Here is a 22,135-nt window from a genome sequence, read left to right on the forward strand (position 1 = left end):
CGTGGTGCTGCCCGCTCTCGAGGACCGGACCCTGCTGGCCGCCGTCGAGCGGGCCCTCGACGTCGGGGACGCGGTCACCCAGACCGACCGCGCCGGCACGTGGACGCTCGCCGGGGCGTACGAGCGGTCGCTCCGCCTGGCCGGCGGGCTCGGGGTGCGGGCGGACCGGCCGGTCGCCCTGCTGCTCGACAACTCGCTGGACGCGGTGCACGTGTGGCTCGGGGTCGTGCTCGCGGGCGGCGTCGAGGTGCCGGTGAACACCGCCTACAAGGGCACGTTCCTCGCCCACGTCCTGCGCGACTGCGGTGCGGAGACCCTCGTCGTCGAGGCGCACTACCTGGACCGGCTCGCCCGGATCGCGGACGAGGTCCCGGCGCTGCGGACCGTCGTCGTGCGTGGCGACCCCGGCGACGCCCTGCCGCCCGGCCGGTTCCGGGTGGTGCCCCTGGACGACCTCGACGCCCCCGCGAGCCCCGTCCGTCGCGGCCCCGGGGACCTGCACGCGATCATGTACACCTCGGGCACGACGGGCCTGTCCAAGGGCGTGCTGATCCCGCACGCGCACGCCTACACCTACGCGAGCCGCGAGCACCAGGAACGGCCGCACCGCGGCGACCGGGCGCTGGTGACGCTGCCGGTCTTCCACCTCGCCGGGCAGTGGTACGGCGTCTACCAGTCCCTGATCCACGCGATCCCGTGCGTGCTCGAACCCGGCTTCTCGGTCACCGGGTTCTGGCCGACGGTGCGCGAGCACGGGATCACGGTGACGGTGCTGCTGGGCGCGATGGCCGAGCTGCTCGCCCAGCGCGCCCCGGCGCCCCACGACGCCGACAACCCCCTCGAGCTCGCGATCATGGCGCCGCTCGCGAGCGACGTCGCCACCTTCCGCCGCCGTTTCGGCGTCGACCTCGCCGCCGTGTACGGCATGAGCGAGATCGGGGCCGTGCTCGACGGGCCGCCGGAGACCGTGGTCGGGGGCGAGGCCGGGTTCCCGCGCGAGGGCTACGACCTGCGGCTGGTCGACGTCGACGGCCGCGACGTCGCTCCCGGCGAGATCGGCGAGCTGCTCGTCCGCCCGCAGGTGCCGCACACCGTCATGGCCGGCTACCACGGTCGGCCGGAGGAGACCGCCCGCGTGGTCCGCGACGGCTGGCTGCACACCGGCGACGCCTTCCGCACCGACGACGCCGGCCGCTTCTTCTTCTGCGACCGCATGAAGGACGCGCTGCGCCGCCGCGGCGAGAACGTCTCCAGCTTCGAGGTCGAGCGCACCGTCAACGAGCACCCGGCGATCTACGAGAGCGCGGTGGTCGCCGTGCCCTCGGACCTGACCGAGGACGAGATCAAGGTCGTCGTCGTGCCGCAGCCGGACACGGAGCTCGACCCCGCCGAGCTGATCGCGTTCCTCGTCGACCGCCTGCCGTACTTCATGGTCCCGCGCTACGTCGAGATCGCCGACGCCCTGCCGAAGACCCCGACCCACAAGGTGCAGAAGAACCTGCTCCGCGACGCCGGGATCGGCCCGACGACCTGGGACCGCGAGGCCGCCGGCATCCGCGTGACCCGCCACTCCTAGGAGGAACAGCCGACGTGCGCCGCGTCCTGATCGCCAACCGTGGCGAGATCGCCGTCCGCATCTCCGACGCCGTCGCGGCCCTGGGGCTGGAGGCCGTGCGCGTGCGGGCGTCCGACGAGCCCGCACCCGACGGTGTGGCTTTCCTGGCGTCCAGTGACAGCAGTGACGCATTGCTTGCACCGCAGGTGCTCCCCGGCACCGGACCGGCCGCGTACCTCGACGTCGAGGCGGTCGTCGCGGCTGCGAAGGAGGCCGGCGCCGACGCCGTGCACCCGGGCTACGGGTTCCTCTCCGAGAACCCGGCGCTCGCGCGGGCGTGCGAGGACGCCGGGATCACGTTCGTCGGGCCGACACCGGAGATCCTCGAGCTCTTCGGCGACAAGGGACTCGCGCGCACTCGGGCCGCGGAGCTCGGCGTGCCGGTCCTCGACGACGACGGGAGCACCCCCGTCGTCGTGAAGGCCGTGGCCGGGGGCGGCGGGCGGGGCATGCGGGTCGTCCGGGACCGGACGGGTCTCGACGAGGCGCGGCGCTCGGCCGCCGCGGAGGCCCGGGCCGCGTTCGGCGACGACCGGGTGTTCGTCGAGCGCTACCTCGAGGGCGCGCGGCACGTGGAGGTCCAGCTGCTCGGCGACGGGCACGACGTCGTCGTCCTCGCCGACCGCGACTGCAGCCTGCAGCGCCGCCACCAGAAGATGGTCGAGATCGCTCCGGCGCCGAACCTCCCCGACGAGGTCCGGGCCCGGCTCCACGGCCACGCCCGTGATCTCGGTGCGGGACTGCGCGGCCTCGCGACCGTCGAGTTCCTCGTCGCGGGCGCGGAGATCGCGTTCCTCGAGGTGAACCCGCGCCTGCAGGTCGAGCACACGGTGACCGAGGAGGTCCTCGGCGTCGACCTGGTGGCGGCGTCCCTGCGCGTCGCCGACGGCGCCCGGCTGGCCGATCTCGCCCTGAATGACGTCCCCCGCGGCGTCGCCGTCCAGGCCCGGGTGAACGCCGAGACGCTCGGCGCGGACGCCTCCGTCCGCGCCGGGGGCGGCACGCTGACCCGCTTCACCCCGCCCTCGGGACGCGGGCTGCGGGTGGACACCCACGGCGCCGTCGGGCTCACGGTCGACCCGCGGTACGACTCGCTGCTCGCCAAGGTCGTGGTGCACGACGCCGACCTGGCCACCGCCCTCGCCCACCTCGAGCGGGCCCTCGGCGCCTTCGACCTCGACGGGGTCCCGACGACGATCCCGGTGCTGCGGGCGCTCCTCGCCCGCCCGGAGGTGCTCACGCCGGACACGGGGCTCGTCGAGCGGCTGCTCCCGGAGATCGTGAGGGGAGGATCCGAGCCTTCTCCTGACATGAGGGTTCCCCTCACGCAGGGCGAGGCACTCACCGCGATCACCGCCGGGACCGTCGTCGCGATCGAGGCGGATGCCGGCTCCGCTGTGGCAGCCGGTGCACCCGTCGTCGTGCTCGAGGCGATGAAGATGGAGCACGTCGTGGCGGCGCCGACGGCCGGGACGGTGCTCGAGGTGGCGGTCGCGGTCGGGGACGTCGTGGCCGAGGGCGACGTGCTCGCGGTCCTCGAGCCGGGCGACGCCACCACCGGTGAGGCCGTCGACGCGACGGTCGACCCCGATCACGTCCGCCCCGACCTCGCCGAGGTCGGCGACCGGCGCCGCCTCACCACCGACGAGGCCCGCCCGGCCGCGGTCACCCGCCGTCGGGACCAGGGCCGGCGAACCGCACGCGAGAACGTCGACGACCTCTGCGACGACGGGACCTTCGTCGAGTACGGCGCGTTCGCGGTCGCGGCACAGCGGGCCCGGCGCTCGCTCGCCGAGCTGCGGGAGAAGACGCCGGCCGACGGGATCGTCACCGGGATCGGCGCGGTCGACGGGCGCCGGGTCGTCGTGCTGGCCTACGACTACACCGTCCTCGCCGGCACCCAGGGCGTCCTCTCGCACGCCAAGACCGACCGTGCCCTGGAGCTGGCGCTCGAGCACGACCTGCCCGTCGTCCTGTTCGCCGAGGGCGGCGGCGGTCGGCCGGGCGAGACCGACACGATCGCCGTCGCCCAGCTCGACGTCCCCACGTTCGCCCTGTTCGCGCGGCTCTCCGGCCGGGTCCCGACGGTGGCCGTGGTCGCCGGCTACTGCTTCGCCGGCAACGCCGCGCTCGCCGGCTGCGCGGACCTCGTCGTCGCCGTCGAGGGCGCGAACCTCGGCATGGGCGGCCCGGCGATGATCGCGGGCGGCGGGCTGGGCGAGGTGGAGCCGCACGACGTCGGGCCGACCTCCGTCCAGGTGCCCAACGGCGTGGTCGACGTGCTGGTGGACGACGAGGCTGCCGCCGTCGCCGTGGCCCGGCGGTATCTCGCCCTCGACCGCGCGGTCCCGGGCGAGCGACCCGACGGTCGGGTGCTCCGCCACGTCGTCCCGGAGAACCGCCTGCGCGTGTACGACGTGCGCGACGCCGTGGCGGGGCTCGTCGACACCGGGTCGCTGCTGGAGCTGCGGCCGCGGTACGGGGTCGGGATCGTGACGGCGTTCGCGCGGATCGGGGGCCGCGGGGTCGGAGTGCTGGCCAACGACCCGCGCCACCTCGGGGGCGCGATCGACGCCGAGGCCGCGGAGAAGGCGGCCCGGTTCCTGCAGCTCTGCGACTTCCGCGGGCTCCCGGTGGTCTCGCTGTGCGACACCCCGGGCTTCATGGTCGGTCCGGACGCCGAGGCGACCGCGACGGTCCGGCGGTTCTCCCGGATGTTCGTCGCCGGGGCGAACCTCCGGGTGCCGGTGGTGTGCGTCGTGCTCCGCAAGGCGTACGGGCTGGGGGCGATGGCGATGGCCGGCGGGTCGATGCGGATCCCGGTGACGACGGTGGCGTGGCCCAGCGGCGAGTTCGGCGGGATGGGGCTGGAGGGCGCGGTCCGGCTCGGGTACGCCAAGGAGCTCGCGGCACTTCCCGACGACGGGTCGCGCCGGGCCCGCTACGACGAGCTCGTGGCCGCGCTCTACGAGCAGGGCAAGGCGCTCTCGGCGGCCGAGGTGTTCGAGATCGACGACGTCATCGACCCGGCCGACACGGCCGCCGTCGTGATCGCCGCCCTGGAGGCCGCCGACGGGCCGCTGCCGCCGCGGCGGGCGATCGTGGACACCCGGTGAGCACGCGCGAGGCCATCCTCGCCGGCGCCGGGGAGGTGCTCGCGCGGCGCGGGGTGGACGCCGCCTCGATCGGCGAGCTCGCGACCGCGGCCGGCGTCACCCGCCCCACCGTCTACGCCCACTTCCCCGGCGGGAAGGCCGACGTGGTCGCGGCGCTCGTCGCCCGGGTCCGCGACGACGTCCTCGCGGCGCAGGAGGTCCGGGACACCGACGACCCGCGGTCGATCGCCCGGCGGGCCGTCACCGACTACCTCGACCTGACGGTGCGGCACCGCCGCGTCCTCGAGATCCTGGCCCAGCTGGCCCGGGCCGATCCGGCGTACTCCTCGGTGCAGGACGAGATCCTCGACCGGGTGCACCGGCGGAACGCCCGCTTCCTCGCCCGGCTGGCGGCCACCGGCCGGGCGGCGCCGGTGCTGGCGCCCGAGCACGTCTCCGAGGCGATCACCGGGATCGTCCGGCGCTTCGCGGAGCGGATCGACGCCGACCCGTCGGCCCGCGACGACCTGGTCGAGGCCGCGGTCGCCGCGTACCTCGCGCTGGGCGGGCTCGGGGCGTCCCCTTGACGCGGTATGGACCGATCGTGGTCGGATGAGCCGGTGGCCTGGAGCACCCGGGAGATCGCCGACCTGGCGGGCACCAGCCTGCGCAGCGTCCGTCACTACCACCAGGTCGGGCTGCTGCCGGAGCCCGACCGCCGGTCGAACGGCTACAAGCAGTACGGCGTCAGCCACCTGATCCGCCTGCTCCGGATCAAGCGGCTGGTCGACCTCGGGTTCGGTCTGACGCAGATCGCCGAGCTCGGCGACGCCGACGAACACCCCGAGGAGGCCCTGCGCGCGCTGGACGCGGATCTCGCCGCGCAGATCGAGCGACTGCAGGAGGTCCGCGCCGAGGTCGCGGAGATGCTCTCCCGGCGCCTTCCCACCGACCTGCCCGCGGAGTTCGCCGACGCCGCGACGGGGCCCATCTCCGACGCCGACCGCCGCTTCGCCTCGGTGATGGGCCGCCTCCTGGCCGACGACGAGCGGGAGCTGTACGCCCAGCTGATGAGCCCGGAAGCACGGTCGCCGTCCGACGACGACTTCGACGCCCTCACCGCCGACGCGGACGAGGCCGCCCGCGAGGACCTCGCCCGGCGCATGGCGGACGACCTGGTCGTGCTCCGGGAGCGCTTCCCGGGGATCGGCGAGCTCGGCGGCGCGGACAGCGGGCGGTACCGGCGGACCGTCGAACAGGTGTCGGCGGAGGTGTTCAACCCCGCCCAGCTCGACGTCCTCCGGCGCATGCGGGCCCTCCGCGGCGCCGCGTCCCGGGCCACTCCCCCGACTCCCGATGTGAGCTGAGCCACTCGCCGCTGGAGGGTGCCGCGACGGCACGGGCGAGCGTGGGCACCATGTTCACGACCTACCGGCGCCGCTGGCAGCTCTCCCGGGTGAAGCCCGGCGACGGGTCACCGCTGCCGCCCTTCCGCCTCTGGCAGCTGTTCACCCGCTCGGTGTTCGCGGTCGACCTCCCGGGCCCCGACGGCGGGCGCTTCGAGGTCGACCTGCGCCCCGGCGCCGACGGCTCCACGCGGCGCAGCCCGGCCTCGCTCTACCGCGACGGCGTCCAGGTGGCCCGGGCGAACCTGCCCGCGACGTTCCCCGTCCCCGGCGGGGTCGTCGAGGTCGCGGCCGGCCAGTACGGGGTCAAGCGCGCTCACCTCGTCACCGACGGCGGTGCGGAGCACCTGCTGACGCCGCACCCGGGCTCGCTCGAGGGACGCCGGGCCCGCCTCGCGCGGCGCTTCCCGCGGGCGAGCTGGGCGGTCGGCGCCGTCGCGGTCGTCGTGATCCTGGTGGGGGGCCTCCTGGCCCTCGGCCGCGGCCTCGAGGCGGTCACGCACAGCCCCGCGATCGCCGCGCAGGTCGGCACGTTCACGATGCCGTTCCACCTCTCGACCACGGGGCTCGTCGTGGTCGGCGTCCTCACCGCCCTCGCCGGCACCGAACGCGCCATCACCTTCCGCAGCCGGTTCCTGATCGACCGGCGGCCGGGCCGGCGGCGGAGGGGCTGAGACCGTGCCCGTCACCGCGCTCGCCTTCCTCGCGTCCCACTTCCTCAGCCTGCTCGGCAACGGCATCGCCGCGGTCGCTCTCCCGCTGATCGTCCTGCAGATCACCGGGAGCCCGGCCAGCGTCGGGCTGGTCTCGACGGCGACGGCCGGTCCGGCGCTGCTCGTCGGCCTCGGCGCGGGCCTGGTGCTCGACCGCGTCAACCGGCGGACCTGCTCGGTCGCCTCCGACGTCATCTCGGCCGGCGCCGTCGTCGCGATCCCCGTCGTCGAGCTGGTCCACGGACTGGACCTCGCCTGGCTGATCGCCCTCGCCGTCGTCGGGGCGTTCGGCGACGTCCCCGGCATGACGGCCCGGCAGGTGCTGGCCCCGGCCCTCGCCCGGCACACCGGGGTCGGCATGGAGCGCCTGATCGGGCTGCGCCAGTCCATGACGTCGATGGCGCTGATCATCGGCCCGGCGGCCGCCGGGGCCCTGCTCGCGGTGTTCGACGGGACGACGGTCCTGCTCCTCACCGCCGCCACCTCCGCGACCGCGGCGCTGCTGACGCTGGCCGTCCCCCACCGGCTCGGCCGGATCGACGACCGGCCCACCGAGCGGCCGTCCATCGCCTCCGAGCTAATGGCCGGGTTCCGGGTGCTGCGGCGCAGCCGCTTCCTGACCGGGACGGTCGGGCTGACACTCGGGCTCGCCGTCGTCATCGGCGGCCTGCAGGGCCTCGTGCTGCCCGTGTACTTCGAGAGCGTGGTCCGGCCCGACCTGCTCGGCCTCGTCCTCACCGCGCTGGCCGTGGGGATGCTGGCCGGGACGACGGTGTTCGCCGCGGTGGGCTCGCGACTCCCCCGGTCCGTGTGGATCGCGGTCGCCCTCCTCGGCACGACGGCGGGTCTGACCTCCATCGCGACCCTCGTCTCGGCCCCCGTGATCCTCGCCGGGGCGGCACTGCTCGGCGTGGGCAACGCGGTGACCGGCGCGGTCCTGGGGGTGCTGCAGGCGGAACGGACCCCGGAGGCGACCCGGGGCCGCGTCCTGAGCCTGCAGAACGCCCTGTTGCAGGTGGCGGCGCCGGCGGGCGTCGGCCTCGCGGGGGTGGTGGCTGAGGCCGGGTCGCCGGTCGCGGCGGGGTTCTCGGTGGTCGCGGTGTGGATCGTGGTGCTGGTGGCCGTGGCCGGCTCGGGAGCCCTGCGCGACCTGGAGCCGGCGGTCGCGGCGCGGTGACGGGGTTCCACGCGGGGTCAGCGGCGCCCCCGGCTGACGACCCGCCCGCGTTGCGGGGCGCACACGGCCGGACACGGTCGCCCACCGGCGCATCCGCGTTGCGCGGCGCACACGGCCGGACACGGTCGCCCACCGGCGCACCCGCGTTGCGCGGCACACACGGGCGGGTCGGCGCGGTGGCGCGAGGTCGTGGCGACCGGGTTCGCCGGGGATGTCGGGCGGCCGGGTCGAGAGCGCTCGTCCCGGTGTCGATACCGAGATCCCGATCCCACGAGCGGACCGCTCGGTCCCGACCCCTCTTCGCGCGGCGGAACGAGATCTTCGTCGGCGGAGGAGCGGAGTCGGCACTGTGTGCGCCACGCAACGCCCGAGGGCCGCAGCACCGCCGCCCATCACCGTGTGCCCCCCGCAACGCCGGGTCGGGGGTGCCGGCGGAACCGTGTCCGCACGACACGGTTCCGTCGGAGTGGGTCAGGCCGAGGCCAGCTCCCGGGTGTCCCGCGCGGAGACGAGCGACGCGTGCGTCGGTGCGTCCGGGACGTGGGCGGGCTTCAGCCCCGCGAACTCCCGGCGCAGCACCGGCACGACCTCCTCGCCGAGCAGGTCCATCTGTTCGAGGACCGTCTTCAGGGGCAGGCCGGCGTGGTCGATGAGGAACAGCTGGCGCTGGTAGTCGCCGACGTAGTCGCGGAAGCCCAGGGTGCGGTCGATGACCTCCTGCGGCGAGCCGACCGTCAGCGGGGTCTGCCGGGAGAAGTCCTCCAGCGAGGGCCCGCCGCCGTAGACGGGCGCGCGGTCGAAGTACGGCCGGAACTCGTTCACCGCGTCCTGCGAGTTCCTCCGCATGAACACCTGCCCCCCGAGGCCGACGATCGCCTGGTCGGCCGAGCCGTGACCATGGTGCTCGAAGCGGCCGCGGTAGAACTCGACCATCTGCTTCGTGTGCGAGGCCGGCCAGAAGATGTGGTTGTGGAAGAAGCCGTCACCGTAGAACGCGGCCTGCTCGGCGATCTCGGGCGAGCGGATCGAGCCGTGCCAGACGAAGGGCGCGACGCCGTCGAGCGGGCGCGGCGTCGAGGTGAACCCGTGCAGCGGCGTCCGGAAGCGGCCCTCCCAGTCGACGACGTCCTCGGTCCACAGCCGCCGCAGGAGCGCGTAGTTCTCGATCGCCAGCGGGATGCCCTGGCGGATGTCCTGGCCGAACCACGGGTAGACGGGCCCGGTGTTGCCGCGCCCCATCATGAGGTCGACCCGCCCACCCGCGAGGTGCTGGAGCATCGCGTAGTCCTCGGCGATCTTCACCGGGTCGTTGGTCGTGATCAGCGTCGTGGACGTGGAGAGCACCAGCCGCTCCGTGAGGGCGGCGATGTGGCCGAGCAGCGTGGTCGGCGACGAGGGGACGAACGGCGGGTTGTGGTGCTCGCCGGTCGCGAAGACGTCGAGCCCGACCTCCTCGGCCTTCCGCGCGATCGTCACCATCGAGGCGATGCGCTCGGCCTCGGTCGGTTCCCGGCCGGTCGTCGGGTCCGGCGTGACGTCGCCGACGGTGAAGACCCCGAACTGCATGGCGACCTCCTGATGTTGAAGCATCAACTACTGTAGTGGCCTCAACCGGGCGGGGTCCGGGGTTGTTCCACCCACGCCACCGCGCCCTCGACGCCGCCGACCGCGGCCACTCCGGTCGGCAGCGCGGGCCGGTCCACGAGGACGACGGGCACCCCGGCCTCGCGCGCCGCCACCAGCTTCGCCTCGGTGGCCCCGCCGGAGTCTTTCGCGACGAGCACGTCGATGCGGTGTTCACGCAGCAGCGCCCGCTCGTCGTCGAGCTCGAACGGGCCGCGCCGCAGGATCAGCTCCGCGCGCGCCGGCAGCTCGTCCGGCGGCTCGATGGCGCGAACCAGGAACCAGGCGTCCAGCCCGACGAAGTGGTGCACGCCCTGCCGGCCGATCGCGAGGAAGACCCGGGCCGCGCGCCCGAGGGCGGCGGCCGCGGCACCCGTCGTCGGGACCCGGATCCAGCGGTCGCCGGGCGACTCGACCCAGCCCGGGCGCCGCAGGACCAGCATCGGCGTGCCGGTCGCGCGGGCGGCCTCGGCGGCGTGCTCGGTCATCCGCGCGGCGAAGGGGTGCGTGGCGTCGATCAGCGCGTCGACGTCCCCGAGCGCCCCGACGAGCCCCTCGACCCCGCCGAACCCGCCGGTCCGCACCGCGCCGGCCGGCAGCCGGGGATCGCGGGTGCGGCCGGCGAGCGAGGTGGTGACGGCGTGGCCGCGGGCCTCCAGGGCGTCCGCGAGCTCGCGGGCCTCGGCGGTGCCGCCGAGGACGAGCACGCGTGTCCCCCCTGACCGTTGAACGGGCCATTCATCACGGTCTTGCGTGATGAACGGCCCGTTCGAGGATCCGGGGGGCGCGCTCACGGACGAACGCGCTGCGCCGAGTAGAGGTGCGACTCGCAGCCGGAGCCGGTCCCGACGACCGGCCCGACCACGATCACCGCGGTCCGGCGCACCTCGGCCGCGTCGACCTGCGCGGCGATGTCGGCGAGCGTGCCGCGCAGCACCAGCTCGTCGTCGCGCGAGGCCCGGGCCACGACGGCGACCGGCTCGTGCGGCGGGCGGTGGCGCAGTAGGGTCTCGACGACCTCGGCGCAGCGCTGCACGGCGAGGTGCAGCACGAGGGTCCCGCCGGTGGCCGCCCAGACGTCGAGCGACTCGCCGTCGGGCATGGGGGTGGCGTTCGCGGCGTCGCGCGTGAGGACCACGGACTGCCCGACGCCGGGCACGGTGAGCTCGGTGCGCAGGGCGGCGGCCGCCGCGGCGAACGCGGGCACCCCGGGGACGATCTCCCAGGCGATCCCGGCCTCGTCGAGACGGCGGGTCTGCTCGGCGACCGCGGAGAACACGGCCGGGTCCCCGGAGCACAGGCGGGCGACGTCGTGGCCCGCCGCGTCGGCGGCGACGAGTTCGGCGACGATCTCGTCGAGGGTCAGGCGCGCGGTGTCGACCCGGTGGGCGTGCGGCGGGCACTGGGCGAGCAGGTCCTCCGGCACCAGGGAGCCGGCGTAGAGGCAGACCGGGCTCGTCGCGATCGCCCGGAGGCCCCGCACGGTGATGAGGTCCGCGGCCCCGGGGCCGGCTCCGACGAAGCGGACGGTCACTGCTGCCTCCACGGGGGTGGGGTGGGCGGTGGGACGTCGCCGATGTCCCCGCCGTCGGACGTGGGCGGTGTGCCGTCCCGGGAGCCCACGTGCAGCACCCACTGCGTCACCGGGGCGAGGGCCTTCCACCCGAGGTAGCGCCCGACGGGCCGGCCCCGCGACACCGCGATCCGGCGGATCTCCCCGCCGTACTCGGTGCGGGCCGCGGCGAGGGCCGCCTCGCCCTCCATCGTCACCGCGTTCGCCACGAGCCGCCCGCCCGGTCGCAGCGCCCGGCGGCACGCGTCGAGCATCCCGGGCGCCGACACCCCGCCCCCGACGAACACCGCGTCCGGTGCTTCCAGCCCGGCCAGCACCTCGGGGGCCCGACCGGGGACCACCCGCACGTTCGGGACGCCGAGCGTGGTCGCGTTCGCGGTGATCCGAGCGGCCCGGTCCTCGCGGGACTCGACGGCGATCGCCCGGGCCGTCGGCTCGGCGCGGCACCACTCGATGCCGATCGACCCCGCTCCCCCGCCGACGTCCCACAGCAGCTGGCCGGGCAGCGGACGCAGGGCGGCGACGGACAGGGCGCGCATCTCGGCCTTCGTGAGCTGGCCGTCGTGGGCGTAGGCGTCGTCGGGGAGGCCGGGGGCCCGGCCGAGCAACCCGTCGTCGGGAAGGGCGGGGCAGTCGACCGCGACGATGGCGAGCGGGTCGCCGTCGGGGGCGTTCCAGGACGCCGCGACCCCGTCGACGCGGGTCTCGTGCTCCGCGCCGAGCGAGCCCAGGACGGTGAGCCGGGCAGCGCCGTAGCCGGCGCCGACGAGCAGGGCCGCGAGCCGGCCGGGCAGTGCACCGGAGTCGGCGAGGACGAGCAGCCGCCGACGCGGCGCCAGGGCCGCGCGCACCGCGTCGAGCGGACGCCCGACGGCGGACAGGACCACGACGTCCTGCTCCGCCCAGCCGAGACGCCCGCAGGCGAGGGCGACCGACGACGGGTGCGGGACGACGGTCGCGTCCGGGCGCAGGCGCAGCACGCTCGTGCCGATGCCGAAGAACATCGGGTCCCCGGAGGCGAGGACGACCAGCTCGTCGCCGCCGAGGCGGTCGAGCAGACCGGGCAGCGACGGCATCAGCGGGGCGGGCCACTCCTCGCGCCGCGCGGTGACGGCGTCGGGCAGCAGGTCCAGCTGCCGCGGGGCGCCGAGGACGACGGCGGCCTTCTCGCAGGCCGTGCGGGCCGGGGCGGCCAGACCGGGCCACCCGTCGGCGCCGATGCCGACGACGGTGACGCTCACGGGAGCTCGCGGGGGCGTCGGGGCACGGGACGCCACCCTAACGGCTCACCGACGTGTCACCGGTGACGTCCGCGCCACAGCCTCACGACGCGTAGTGCGCCCGCACGTGCTCCCGGGCGGCGGTGATCAACGGCGTGCGGTCGCCCTCGACAGGGACCGACACCCAGCCCTCCATCGACCGCTTCCCCATGACCGGCGTCCGCCCGTCCCCGGTGGCCAGCAGCTCGGCGGCGTCGGCGGGCGGGAGCCGGAGCGCCAGGCGTACGCCGTCCGTGCCGTCCCCGCCGTCGAGGAAGGCGTAGACGTGCCGGTCGACGAGCAGCGCGTCCCGACCGAACATGACGCGCCGCTCGACGCCGGGTGCCTCGAGGGCGTCCACGAAAGGGTCCACGCGGTGAGCGTGGCACGGGTTCAGCCCTTCGACGCCACCTCGTCGGCGTACTTCTGGGTCATGTGCTCGACGGCGGTCAGCTGGGTGGCCGCGTACTCGTCGCGCTTGAGGCCCGCGCGCTCCTTGGCCGCCTGGGTGGACTCGGCGTGCGAGACCCCGCCCCAGGTCGTGCCCTGGAAGTGCGGCATGACGTTCTGGGCGATGAGTTCCCAGGACCGGCGGGTGGCCTCCGGGTTGGCCCACTCGTGGCCGAGGAGCAGCATCGCGCCGAAGCCGCCCGACTGGTCGGCGAGGCGCTGGACCTGGGCCTTCGCGTCGTCCGGGGTGCCGATCGCGCCGATGCCGGCCTCGTTGATGAAGTCGATCATCTCCTTGACGTCGCCGCCCTCGACCGCCATCTGCGGGAACGCGGCCGTCTTCTGGAAGTACCGGAACCACGACTCGATGCCGTACTCGACGTCGCGGTAGGCCTGCTCCTTGGTCTCCGCGATGTGCATGAGGCCGACGAGACGCCACTTCGACCGGTCCGGCTCCGGCTGCCCGTAGTGCGACGCGCGCTCCTTCACGACGTCCCAGTGGTGGGCCAGGGCGTCGAAGCCGTCCTGGCTCAGCGTCGCGCCGATGGACAGCAGGCCGACACCGTGTCGGCCGGCCATGCGCGGCCCCGTCGGGGACGCGACGGCGGCGACCGCGATGTCGAAGCACGGCTCGGTGTAGGGCCGCAGCTGCAGGCGGGCCTCGACCAGGTTGTGCGTCTTGGTCTGCTCCGTCACGACCTCACCGGCGAGCAGCCGCATGATGATGTCGAGGTTGACGTCGAGGAGTTCGCGCGTGTCGGTCGGGTTCAGGCCGATCATCGCCGAGTCGCTGGGCAGCGAACCGGGACCGACGCCGAGCATGGTGCGGCCGCGGGTGAGGTGGTCGAGCAGGACCATGCGGTCGGCCACCCAGAGCGGGTTGTGGTAGCTGGCCGACGTGACGCCGGTGCCCAGCTTGATGCGCTTCGTGCGCTCCGCCGCCGCGGCGATGAAGATCTCGGGCGAGGCGATGATCTCGCTGCCGGCGGAGTGGTGTTCGCCGATCCACGCCTCGTCGACGCCGAGCCGGTCGAGGTGCTCGACCAGCTCCAGGTCGCGCTGGAGGGCGAGCGTCGGGTTCTCCCCGGCGCGGTGGAACGGGGCGAGGAACGTGCCGAAACGCAGCCTGCTCACGGGGGGACTCCTCCACGTCGAGTGTCAGCCCCGTCACGTTATGCACGTCACTCCGCTTGTGTCTATGCCTCGTCCCGCCCCGCGATCCGGCCGTGGACGTGGGCGACGACGGTCGGCAGGAACGCCTCCACGACCCTCCCCAGCTGTCGTCGCAGGTCGTCGCCGGGCCAGTCGTCGGGCAGCAGCTCCGTGGGCAGCCCGGGGTCGCGGAGCAGGTCGACGTAGACCGGGCCGGTGCCGTCGGACAGTCGGCGCAGCGCGTCCGCGCCGTCCGTCGGCACCGGGCTGTCCGTCAGCGCCGTGAGCCGGGCGACGTGGACCCGGAGGTCGTCGGCCAGCTCGTCCAGCGTCCACGCGCGGCGGGCCATGGCGGCGGCGAGCGCGGTGCCCGACGGCGGCCCCTCGCCGGCCACGGCCGGCACCGACCCGTCGTCGGGACGGAGACGCCCCAGGACGACGGTCGCCTCCGGGGGCGCGTCGGCGAGCACGTCGCGCAGCGCCGCCGACCGGTCGACCGGGCTGATCAGCACCCCCGGCTGCCACGGCCCGTAGCCGACCAGGACCGCGGCCCGCCGCAGCCGGTCGCGGTAGGGCCGGGCGGACTCGGGGACCTGGTGGAGCAGCGCGTGGAAGGCGCCGTCCCAGGACGGCGCCCGGCCCCGGTCGTCGCGCAGCCGCAGCACGGAGGCCCCGAAGGCGCCCGCGAGATGGTGGTCGACGACACGGCCGCGCCGCACGGTCGTGAGCTGCCCCGCCTCGCGCATCCGGGCCAGCGCCCGCCGCGCCGCGGCCGGTGCCAGCCCGAGGTCGCCGAGGAGGGCGACCACGGCGGGCCCGGGCAGCACGGAGCGCCCGGCGATCCCGAAGAGCGACGCGACCAGGGCTGCCGGTGACCCCTGGCGTCGGTGTACGTTCTCACTCACGATCGGGACCGATTCTGTCACACATCGGGAGCACCGTGATGCTGGCGAAGATCCTTCCGTGGGTGTCGATGGCCGTCCTCGACATCGCCGCGCCGATCGTCGTCTACGACGTCGCGAGCGGTGCCGGGCTCGGTGACGTCCCGGCGCTGCTGCTCTCCGCGATCGGGCCGGCCCTGAGCACCCTGCTGTCGATCGCGGTCCGCGGCCGGGTCGACGAGTTCAGCGTCTTCATCCTGACGCTGCTGGCGATCGGTGTGCTGACGTCGTTGCTGTTCGACGACCCCCGGCTGCTGCTGCTCAAGGAGTCCGCGGTGACCGGCCTGGTCGGCCTGGTGTTCCTCGGCAGCCTGCTCGCCCCGCGCCCGGTCATGTTCCTGTTCGGCCGCCGGTTCGCCACCAACGGGGACCCGGAGCGGATCGCCTGGTGGAACGGGTTGTGGCAGCTCGAGGGCTTCCGACGCACGCAGCGCGGCATGACGGCGATGTGGGGGCTCGGTCTGCTGGCCGAGGCCGTCGTGCGGATCGTGCTGACGTACCGGCTGTCGGTCCCGACGATGGTCGTGGTCAACGCCGTCGTGCCCGCCGTCGTGCTCGGGGTGCTGATCGTCGCGACGGTCCTGTGGGGCCGCGCATCCGCCCGGGCCGGGGCCGCGCGTGCGGCGGCCGCCGCTGCCGGGGAGGGCGACGGGACCCCGGTGGCCCGCCCGGCGTAGGACCACCGGCTCAGTGCCGGAAGGACGACCCCGCCGCCGAGGCGAGCAGCTTGCCGTGGTCGTCGACCAGCTCCGCGCGTCCGGCCCGGAGCCGGCGGCCCGCGTGCTCGACCACCACCCGGCACCGCACCGGGCCCTCGCCGGCACGCACCGACCGGACGTAGGTGATCGTGAAGTCGTCGGGGAGCACGTCCAGGGCGTGCGAGAGACCCCGGGCGGCGAGCCCTGCCAGTGCCCCGCCCTGCACGACCCCGACGGCGTTGGCGGTCCACCGGTCGGGGTGGGCGATCATCGTGGTGCCGTCGCGGGTCGGGTTCTCGCCGCGGTGCGGCATGAGCATGCGCCACGCCGTGGGCCGGGCGGCCCAGGCCGGCGCGGTCCGGCCGTACTGCTCGGCCAGACCGTCGGTCAGCACCGCGTTGCGCCCGACGCAGCGGGCTACGGTCCGACCCTCCCGATCGGTGATCGTCGCGGAGCTCAGCCCGACCCCGCTGCGGCTGTCGTCCAACGTGCCGGTCGCGCCCAGCTCCTCGCCGGGCAACGGCCGGCCGATCAACTGCACGCCCAGGCGCACGGTGACGATGCGGTCGCCCGCCCGCAGCGAGCTCGAGTAGGCGACCCCGAGGACGAAGTCCGCCAGGATCAGCACCGACTCGAGCAGGCCGTCGCCGATCACCGTCGGCATCCGCGCCTCGCACCGCCCGCGCTCGACGTGGGTGAGCCGGGCGTGCGTGGCGGCGTGGATCGACGCGAGCGGCGCCTCCTCGTCGACGAGCCGGCGCAGCACCGCGAGGGGTGTCGGGTCGTCCGAGACCGAACCGTCATGCGGGTCGCCGGACTCCCCGTCGCCGCGCTCGGCCCGATCGTTCACGGGCCGATCATGCCCAATCGAGCAGCCCGCGCGGCGGTCGGGCAGGCATTCGGGAGGTTCGTCCCCCGAACGGCCGTGTCAGGGCACGGCGATCGTCACACCGGTCAGCTCCTCACAGGCGCGCACGAGGGCCTTCTGCACCTCGCGGTCGTGCGAGGCCGCCGTCGATCCCACCGGGATCGGGTGCCCCCACGACTCCGCCGGTCCGTCCGGCCCGATGTAGACGCCGCCGGGCAGGTCGGGGACCGTCGCCGCGTGGAGCTCGGGCAGGGCGCCCATCTCCGGGCCCTGGGCGACGACCCGGTTGAGCGCGCCCATGACGGCGTCCTGGAACGACTCCGTGCGCGACTGCAGGTTGGTCGCGCTGTAGCCGGGGTGGGCGGCCATCGAGCGCAGCGACGACCCGGCGGCGACGAAGCGGCGCTCGAGCTCGTAGGCGAACATCAGGTCCGCGAGCTTGGACTGGCCGTAGGCGAGCCAGCGCTGGTAGCGGCGACGCTCCCAGTTCAGGTCGTCGAGCCGGATCGAGCCGAGGCGGTGCGCCTGGCTGGACAGGGTCACGACGCGGTCGGTGAGGCGGTCGAGCAGCAGCCCGGTGAGCGCGACGTGGCCCAGCACGTTGGTGCCGAACTGCATCTCGAACCCGTCCGCGGTGCGCTGGAACGGGATCGCCATGAGCCCGGCGTTGTTGATCAGCACGTCGACGGGGCCGTCGAGGCGCGCGGCGAACTTGCGCACCGAGGCCAGGTCGGCGAGGTCGAGCTCCTCCACCGCGGTGGTGCCCGGCCCGCCGTCGGCCGCGATCCGTGCCGCGGCCTGCTCACCCTTGTCGGTGTTGCGGACCGCGAGCACGACGTGCGCGCCGTGCGCCACGAGCTGCTCGGCCGCGGCGAGGCCGAGGCCGGAGTTCGCGCCGGTGACGACGAAGGTGCGGCCGGACTGGTCGGGGATGTCGGCGGAGGTCCACGGTGCCATGGCAGGTGGATTACCCCGTGGTAGTCAGAGCAGACGTGCGATCTCGCGGTAGACGTCGGAGTTCACGCACAACCCGACGTGACTCCCCCGCACCGCGACGTTCTCGGCGCCGTCGACCACACACGACTCCGGCCGGACGATCCCGTCCTCGACGGTCCGGATGCTGGTGACGGGCACCGGGTTCGGCGCCCGCAGGTCGGCGCCGAAGGCGCACGGGCAGCCCACCGTGAGGCACTGCGGACGGGCGGGGCGCAGCAGGTTCTGGCCGAGTCGCGCGCCGCCGACCGCGGCGAGGGTCAGCACGGACGCGTCGAACGGCGAGGAGAGCGGGCTGCCCAGCGTGATGACCCGCCGGACCCGGTTCGGCCGCCGGACCGCCACCGCGTGCGCGAGCAGACCGCCCCGGCTGTGCCCGATCACGGTCACCGGCCGCCCGGCCCGCGCGGCCACGTCGGCGAGCCGCCGGTCCAGGCGCCGGACGGCGGCCTCGGAGCAGTCGACGTTCCACGCGATCCCGGAGCGGTAGGCCCGGTACCCGCACCGGCGCAGCCACGCCCGCAGCACCGCGAGCGAGGTGTCGCCCGCGAGGAAGCCGGGGACCGCGAGTACCGGGTCGCCGTCCCCGGGCCGCACGCCCTCGCCCCGATGGATCCCGCTGAGCAGCAGGCCCGCGAGTTCGAGCTGCCAGCGCGCCTCACCGAGCAGGTTCCCCCGGAACGGGGGCACGACCGGAGACGGAGCGGAGCGGAGCTCGACCCGCTGCACCGGTGCCACCACGGGCGAGCACGCTACCGGTTCGCGACGGCTGGGCGGCCCTCCACGATGCGAGCGAACGGCACTCTCGCTGCCTCTAGGCGCGCGAGGGTGCCGCTCGCTCGGAACGGGATGCGCCCCCGGCGCGCACCGCCCGTGAAATACTCCGCCCGTGCACCTCACCGGGGATCCGGACGCGATCGGCGTCGACGGCGACCACCGTGTCTGCGCGGCCGTCGAGGCGCTGCCCGACGCGGCGACGATGCACGGCTGGGTGTCCCGGTTCGCGCTGCTGGCCGACCCGACGCGGCTGACGCTGCTGCTGTGCATCCACGAGGTCGGCGAGATCTGCGTGTCCGACCTCGCGCTCGCGGCCGGGCTGAAGGACTCCACGACGAGCCAGGCCCTGCGTCTGCTGCGGGCGCAGAACCTGGTCAGCGCGCACCGGGACGGGCGCGTCGTGCGCTACCGGCTCGCGGACGCCGTCGTGAAGGATCTCCTGGACCGCATCCACGACGCCGGGTCGGTCGAGCCGTTCGAGGCGCTCAGTCCATCAGGGGCGACAGGATCTCCGCGAGGCGCGTCGTCTCGATGAGGAACGCGTCGTGGCCGTACGGCGACTCGATCCGTTCCACCGGCCCGGCGCCCGGGATGAGCGCCGCCAGCTCCTCCTGCTGCGAGAGCGGGTAGAGCCGGTCGGACGTCGAGCCGGCGACGACGGTGCGCGCCGTGACCCGACCGAGGGCATCGGCCAGTGACCCGCGGTCCCGGGACACGTCGTGGCCGTTCATCGCGGAGGTGAGCGCGACGTAGGACCCGGCGTCGAACCGGTGCACGAGCTTCTCGGCGTGGTGGTCGAGGTAGGACTCCACGGCGAACCGCCCGGGGGCGGCCGCGTCGTAGGGGTCCTCCCCCGGCTGTGGGCGCCGGCCGAAGCGGGTGTCGAGTTCCTCGGCGGTGCGGTAGGTCGCGTGGGCGATGCGCCGGGCCACCCCGAGGCCGAGGTGCGGACCCTGCCCGCGCTCGCGCTCGTGGTAGTCCCCGCCGCACCAGTTCGGGTCCTCGCGGATCGCCGCGAGCTGCGGTGACGCCCACGCGATCTGATCGGCCGAGGCGGCGGCGCAGCACGCGAGGAGCAGCAGCCGCTCCACGCGGTCGGGGTGCGTGACGGCCCACTCGACGGCGCGCATGCCCCCCATCGAGCCACCGAGGACGGCCGCCCACGCCCCGATGCCGAGCTGGTCGGCGAGCCGGACCTCGAGCGCCACCTGGTCGCGCACGCTCGTGCGCGGGAAGCGCGATCCCCACGCCCGGCCGTCCGGGGCGGTCGACGCCGGGCCCGTCGTGCCCTGGCAGCCGCCGAGGACGTTGGGGGCGACGACGAACCAGCGATCGGTGTCGATCGCCCGGCCGGGCCCGATGATCCCCGCCCACCAGCCCGGGGTCGGGTGCCCGAGCCCGGTCGGGCCGACGACGTGCGAGTCGCCGGTCAGGGCGTGCAGCACCAGCACGGCGTTCGAGCCGTCGAAGGTGCCCCAGCTCTCGTAGGCCACCGTGACGTCCGGGAGCGCCGACCCGCTCTCCAGCGGGAGCGGGTCGGGCAGCGTCACGAACCGGCGGTCGCCGACCGGGTCCCCCTCCCGCCACGCACCCGTGGCGGGAGGGAGAACCGGGACCTGGGTCGGTGGGTCGCCGGCACTGTCGGGACCGGGCCCCGGCGACCCGGCCGGCACACCGCCGGGCAACAGCTGGGTCACGCAGTCGTCGACTTCGCCGCGGTGAAGCCCGCCTCGAGGTCGGCCCGGATGTCCTCGAGGTTCTCGATGCCGACCGAGAGCCGCACGAGCCCCGGCGTGACGCCGCTGGAGCGCTGCTCGGGCTCGGAGAGCTGGCTGTGGGTGGTCGACGCCGGGTGGACGATGAGGCTGCGGACGTCGCCGATGTTGGCCAGCTGGGAGTGCAGGCTGGTGCCGTCGACGAAGGCGCGTCCCGCGTCGACGCCGCCGCGCAGCTCGAACGCGACGATGCTGCCGGCGCCGCGAGGCAGGTAGCGCTGCTGGGCGGCGTGCCACGGGCTGGACTCCAGGCCCGCGTACCAGACCTGCTCGACCTCGTCGCGGGACTCCAGCCACTCCGCGATCGCCTGGGCGTTGGCCACGTGCCGGTCCATGCGCAGCGATAGGGTCTCGATGCCCTGGATGATCAGGAAGGCGTTGAAGGGGCTGAGCGCCGCCCCCGTGTCGCGCAGGTGCTGCACCCGCATCTTCGCGGCGAACGCGCCCGGGCCGAGGGCCTCCCAGAACTTCAGGCCGTGGTAGCTCGGGTCGGGCTCGGTGAAGCCCGGGAAGCGGTCGCCGTGCTCCCCGAAGGCGAAGGTGCCGCCGTCGACGACCAGCCCCGCGATCGAGGTGCCGTGCCCGCCGAGGAACTTCGTGGCGGAGTGGATGACGACGTCGGCACCGTGCTCGATCGGGCGCACCAGGTACGGGGTGGGCACGGTGTTGTCGACGAGCAGCGGGACGCCGGCCTCGTGGGCGGTGTCGGCGACCCCGCGGATGTCGAGGACGTTGTTGCCCGGGTTCGGCAGCGTCTCGGCGAAGAACAGCTTGGTGTTCGGGCGGACCGCGTTGCGCCACTGCTCGAGGTCGTCCTGGTCCTCGACGAACGAGACCTCGATGCCCATCTTGGGCAGCGTGTAGTGGAACAGGTTGTACGTGCCGCCGTAGAGGCTCGGGCTGGAGACGAAGTGGTCGCCCGACTCCGCGATCGTCAGGATGGCGGCCGTCGTGGCGGCACTGCCCGACGCGAAGGCGAGCGCGGCCACCCCGCCCTCGAGCGCGGCGACGCGCTGCTCGAGCACGTCGTTGGTCGGGTTCATGATCCGCGTGTAGATGTTGCCCGGCTCGGCCAGCGAGAACAGGTCCGAGCCGTGCTGGGTGTCGCGGAAGACGTACGACGTCGTCTGGTAGATCGGCGTGGCCCGGGCGTTCGTGGCCGGGTCGGGCTGCGCGCCGGAGTGGATCTGCTTGGTCTCGAACGACCAGTTGGCCTCGGGGGTGCTCATGGCGTTGTCTCTCCTGTGCGTGGGCGGGTTCTCGGACGGCGGGTCGGTGAGCGTCTCAGCGACGACAGAACTCGTCGAACGCGTCGAGGCGGCGACTCGGCCAGAACTCGTCACGCAGGGGCTCGAGCACGGCGGTGTGGAGCACGGCGCGATCCTTCCTGGTCCGCCCGGAACTCGGCAACCGACCCCCGCCCTCGTGTGATCGACATGCCAGGAGTCGGCCCGCCCCGGGAGCCCTACCGACCCGTTCGGCCCGGGTCGTCGCCAGCGGCGCCCTCGCCGACGCTAATCAGCGGGGCGTCGCGCTTTGGGTGCATGCCGACCGCCACCCGGCCTCCCGCTGCCGACACCGCCCTGACGATCTCGGCTCCCCATTCGTGTCCCACGCCCGGGTCGTCGCCCTGTCTAGCCCTGACCGATGGGGCCGAACAGGGCCACTCACGGAGATTCCAGGTGTCGCACGGCACGCGCCTGACCCGTCGTCCAGGAGGCTCTCGTGGACCACGCAAGTTGCTCCGAACGGCTCTTGATCTTCTCGAACACATGTTCGACGATGGGTTCGTGACGGCAGCAGTGTGGACCTTCGACCCCAGCAAGGGGTCGTGGTTCACGCGCGCCGACCGGCCACCACCACCCGGGGAACCCCCCGAGCGCCTGGCCAGAGTCTTCGGGCTGCCACCGCGCCCGGAGGAGACGTCGTGGACGGTGCCGGGCCTGGAACACGGCGAGGCCGACCGGGACGAGGACGGGCTCTCGCGGGCGTCCAGTGCAGCGCTGGCGGAGATGGCGGA

21 protein-coding genes are annotated in these 22,135 nt (G+C 74.6%); 9 read left to right on the forward strand and 12 right to left on the reverse strand.

The annotated features are described in order from the left end of the window. Position 1 precedes the first annotated feature (1 nt). From QRT03_RS22920 to QRT03_RS22945, 6 genes are read left to right on the forward strand one after another with little or no spacing between them, the layout of a single operon-like run. The gene (locus QRT03_RS22920; protein ID WP_286055376.1) at positions 2–1,576 is read left to right on the forward strand and encodes an AMP-binding protein; all 1,575 of its coding nucleotides are present in this window, start codon (positions 2–4) and stop codon (positions 1,574–1,576) included. 14 nt (positions 1,577–1,590) lie between these two features. After that, a complete protein-coding gene (locus QRT03_RS22925) occupies positions 1,591–4,731 on the forward strand; it encodes a carboxyl transferase domain-containing protein (RefSeq protein WP_286055377.1) in 3,141 nt (1,046 codons plus the stop codon). Then, complete coding sequence (locus tag QRT03_RS22930; RefSeq protein ID WP_286055378.1) at positions 4,728–5,297, forward strand: TetR/AcrR family transcriptional regulator; 570 nt, start codon at positions 4,728–4,730, stop codon at positions 5,295–5,297. Before QRT03_RS22925 ends, QRT03_RS22930 begins: the two co-directional genes overlap by 4 nt. A gap of 33 nt (positions 5,298–5,330) precedes the next feature. After that, entirely contained in the window at positions 5,331–6,077 is a 747-nt protein-coding gene (locus QRT03_RS22935) for a MerR family transcriptional regulator (RefSeq protein WP_286055379.1), read from the forward strand. A 50-nt stretch (positions 6,078–6,127) separates the two neighbouring features. Continuing rightward, complete coding sequence (locus QRT03_RS22940; RefSeq protein ID WP_286055380.1) at positions 6,128–6,790, forward strand: hypothetical protein; 663 nt, start codon at positions 6,128–6,130, stop codon at positions 6,788–6,790. Positions 6,791–6,794: 4 nt separating this feature from the next. Beyond that, positions 6,795–8,006 (forward strand): MFS transporter, encoded by a 1,212-nt coding sequence (locus QRT03_RS22945; RefSeq protein WP_286055381.1) that lies wholly within the window; start codon positions 6,795–6,797, stop codon positions 8,004–8,006. Positions 8,007–8,477: 471 nt separating this feature from the next. Here the strand turns inward: QRT03_RS22945 and QRT03_RS22950 are convergent, their stop codons facing one another. The 7 genes from QRT03_RS22950 to QRT03_RS22980 all read right to left on the reverse strand — a co-directional run bounded on the left by QRT03_RS22950 (position 8,478) and on the right by QRT03_RS22980 (position 14,968). Continuing rightward, complete coding sequence (locus QRT03_RS22950) at positions 8,478–9,572, reverse strand: LLM class flavin-dependent oxidoreductase (protein ID WP_286055382.1); 1,095 nt, start codon at positions 9,570–9,572, stop codon at positions 8,478–8,480. A gap of 41 nt (positions 9,573–9,613) precedes the next feature. Next, a complete protein-coding gene (locus QRT03_RS22955; RefSeq protein WP_286055383.1) occupies positions 9,614–10,336 on the reverse strand; it encodes a cobalt-precorrin-6A reductase in 723 nt (240 codons plus the stop codon). 83 nt (positions 10,337–10,419) lie between these two features. Beyond that, positions 10,420–11,163, reverse strand: coding sequence for a precorrin-4 C(11)-methyltransferase (cobM, locus tag QRT03_RS22960; protein ID WP_286055384.1), 744 nt, complete (start codon positions 11,161–11,163; stop codon positions 10,420–10,422). Further along, entirely contained in the window at positions 11,160–12,443 is a 1,284-nt protein-coding gene (cbiE, locus tag QRT03_RS22965) for a precorrin-6y C5,15-methyltransferase (decarboxylating) subunit CbiE (RefSeq protein WP_286055385.1), read from the reverse strand. Before cbiE ends, cobM begins: the two co-directional genes overlap by 4 nt. Before the next feature lie 82 nt (positions 12,444–12,525). Further along, positions 12,526–12,834 carry a hypothetical protein gene (locus QRT03_RS22970; protein ID WP_286055386.1) on the reverse strand — a complete coding sequence of 103 codons (309 nt, stop codon included), beginning with the start codon at positions 12,832–12,834 and terminating at the stop codon, positions 12,526–12,528. 20 nt (positions 12,835–12,854) lie between these two features. Next, positions 12,855–14,045 carry an LLM class flavin-dependent oxidoreductase gene (locus QRT03_RS22975; protein ID WP_286055387.1) on the reverse strand — a complete coding sequence of 397 codons (1,191 nt, stop codon included), beginning with the start codon at positions 14,043–14,045 and terminating at the stop codon, positions 12,855–12,857. Between the two features lie 62 nt (positions 14,046–14,107). Then, complete coding sequence (locus QRT03_RS22980; RefSeq protein WP_286055388.1) at positions 14,108–14,968, reverse strand: PaaX family transcriptional regulator C-terminal domain-containing protein; 861 nt, start codon at positions 14,966–14,968, stop codon at positions 14,108–14,110. A 38-nt stretch (positions 14,969–15,006) separates the two neighbouring features. Between QRT03_RS22980 and QRT03_RS22985 the strand changes: the two genes are divergently transcribed. Then, positions 15,007–15,681, forward strand: coding sequence for a VC0807 family protein (locus QRT03_RS22985; protein WP_286055389.1), 675 nt, complete (start codon positions 15,007–15,009; stop codon positions 15,679–15,681). Positions 15,682–15,691: 10 nt separating this feature from the next. On the opposite strand, the gene QRT03_RS22990 is transcribed toward QRT03_RS22985, so the two are convergent. From QRT03_RS22990 to QRT03_RS23000, 3 genes are all read right to left on the reverse strand, one after another. Then, positions 15,692–16,552: a PaaI family thioesterase gene (locus QRT03_RS22990; RefSeq protein WP_286055390.1), complete on the reverse strand. Its 861-nt coding sequence runs from the start codon at positions 16,550–16,552 to the stop codon at positions 15,692–15,694. A gap of 78 nt (positions 16,553–16,630) precedes the next feature. After that, positions 16,631–17,527 (reverse strand): oxidoreductase, encoded by an 897-nt coding sequence (locus QRT03_RS22995; protein ID WP_286055391.1) that lies wholly within the window; start codon positions 17,525–17,527, stop codon positions 16,631–16,633. Positions 17,528–17,551: 24 nt separating this feature from the next. After that, positions 17,552–18,304 carry an esterase/lipase family protein gene (locus QRT03_RS23000; protein ID WP_286055392.1) on the reverse strand — a complete coding sequence of 251 codons (753 nt, stop codon included), beginning with the start codon at positions 18,302–18,304 and terminating at the stop codon, positions 17,552–17,554. A 148-nt stretch (positions 18,305–18,452) separates the two neighbouring features. Here QRT03_RS23000 and QRT03_RS23005 point away from each other — a divergent pair, with 148 nt between their 5' ends. Beyond that, positions 18,453–18,875 carry an ArsR/SmtB family transcription factor gene (locus QRT03_RS23005; RefSeq protein WP_345783277.1) on the forward strand — a complete coding sequence of 141 codons (423 nt, stop codon included), beginning with the start codon at positions 18,453–18,455 and terminating at the stop codon, positions 18,873–18,875. Here QRT03_RS23005 and metX read toward each other — a convergent pair. Continuing rightward, a complete protein-coding gene (gene metX, locus QRT03_RS23010; RefSeq protein ID WP_286055418.1) occupies positions 18,826–20,028 on the reverse strand; it encodes a homoserine O-acetyltransferase MetX in 1,203 nt (400 codons plus the stop codon). The two genes, QRT03_RS23005 and metX, sit on opposite strands and share 50 nt — an antisense overlap. Positions 20,029–20,033: 5 nt before the next feature. Continuing rightward, complete coding sequence (locus QRT03_RS23015; RefSeq protein ID WP_286055393.1) at positions 20,034–21,344, reverse strand: bifunctional o-acetylhomoserine/o-acetylserine sulfhydrylase; 1,311 nt, start codon at positions 21,342–21,344, stop codon at positions 20,034–20,036. Positions 21,345–21,905: 561 nt separating this feature from the next. Between QRT03_RS23015 and QRT03_RS23020 the strand changes: the two genes are divergently transcribed. Then, a partial coding sequence (locus QRT03_RS23020) for a hypothetical protein (protein WP_286055394.1) occupies positions 21,906–22,135 on the forward strand: 230 nt, incomplete at its 3' end.

This window comes from Actinomycetospora termitidis (assembly GCF_030286555.1).
GTDB lineage: Bacteria > Actinomycetota > Actinomycetes > Mycobacteriales > Pseudonocardiaceae > Actinomycetospora > Actinomycetospora termitidis.

What these genes read in the sequence shown, in the direction of transcription:
- QRT03_RS22940 (WP_286055380.1), top strand. Translation starts at nt 6,128, where the DNA reads ATGTTCACGACCTACCGGCGCCGCTGGCAGCTCTCCCGGGTGAAGCCC.
- QRT03_RS22995 (WP_286055391.1), bottom strand. Translation starts at nt 17,527, where the DNA reads ATGGCACCGTGGACCTCCGCCGACATCCCCGACCAGTCCGGCCGCACC.
- QRT03_RS22985 (WP_286055389.1), top strand. Translation starts at nt 15,007, where the DNA reads ATGCTGGCGAAGATCCTTCCGTGGGTGTCGATGGCCGTCCTCGACATC.
- QRT03_RS22950 (WP_286055382.1), bottom strand. Translation starts at nt 9,572, where the DNA reads ATGCAGTTCGGGGTCTTCACCGTCGGCGACGTCACGCCGGACCCGACG.
- QRT03_RS23015 (WP_286055393.1), bottom strand. Translation starts at nt 21,344, where the DNA reads ATGAGCACCCCCGAGGCCAACTGGTCGTTCGAGACCAAGCAGATCCAC.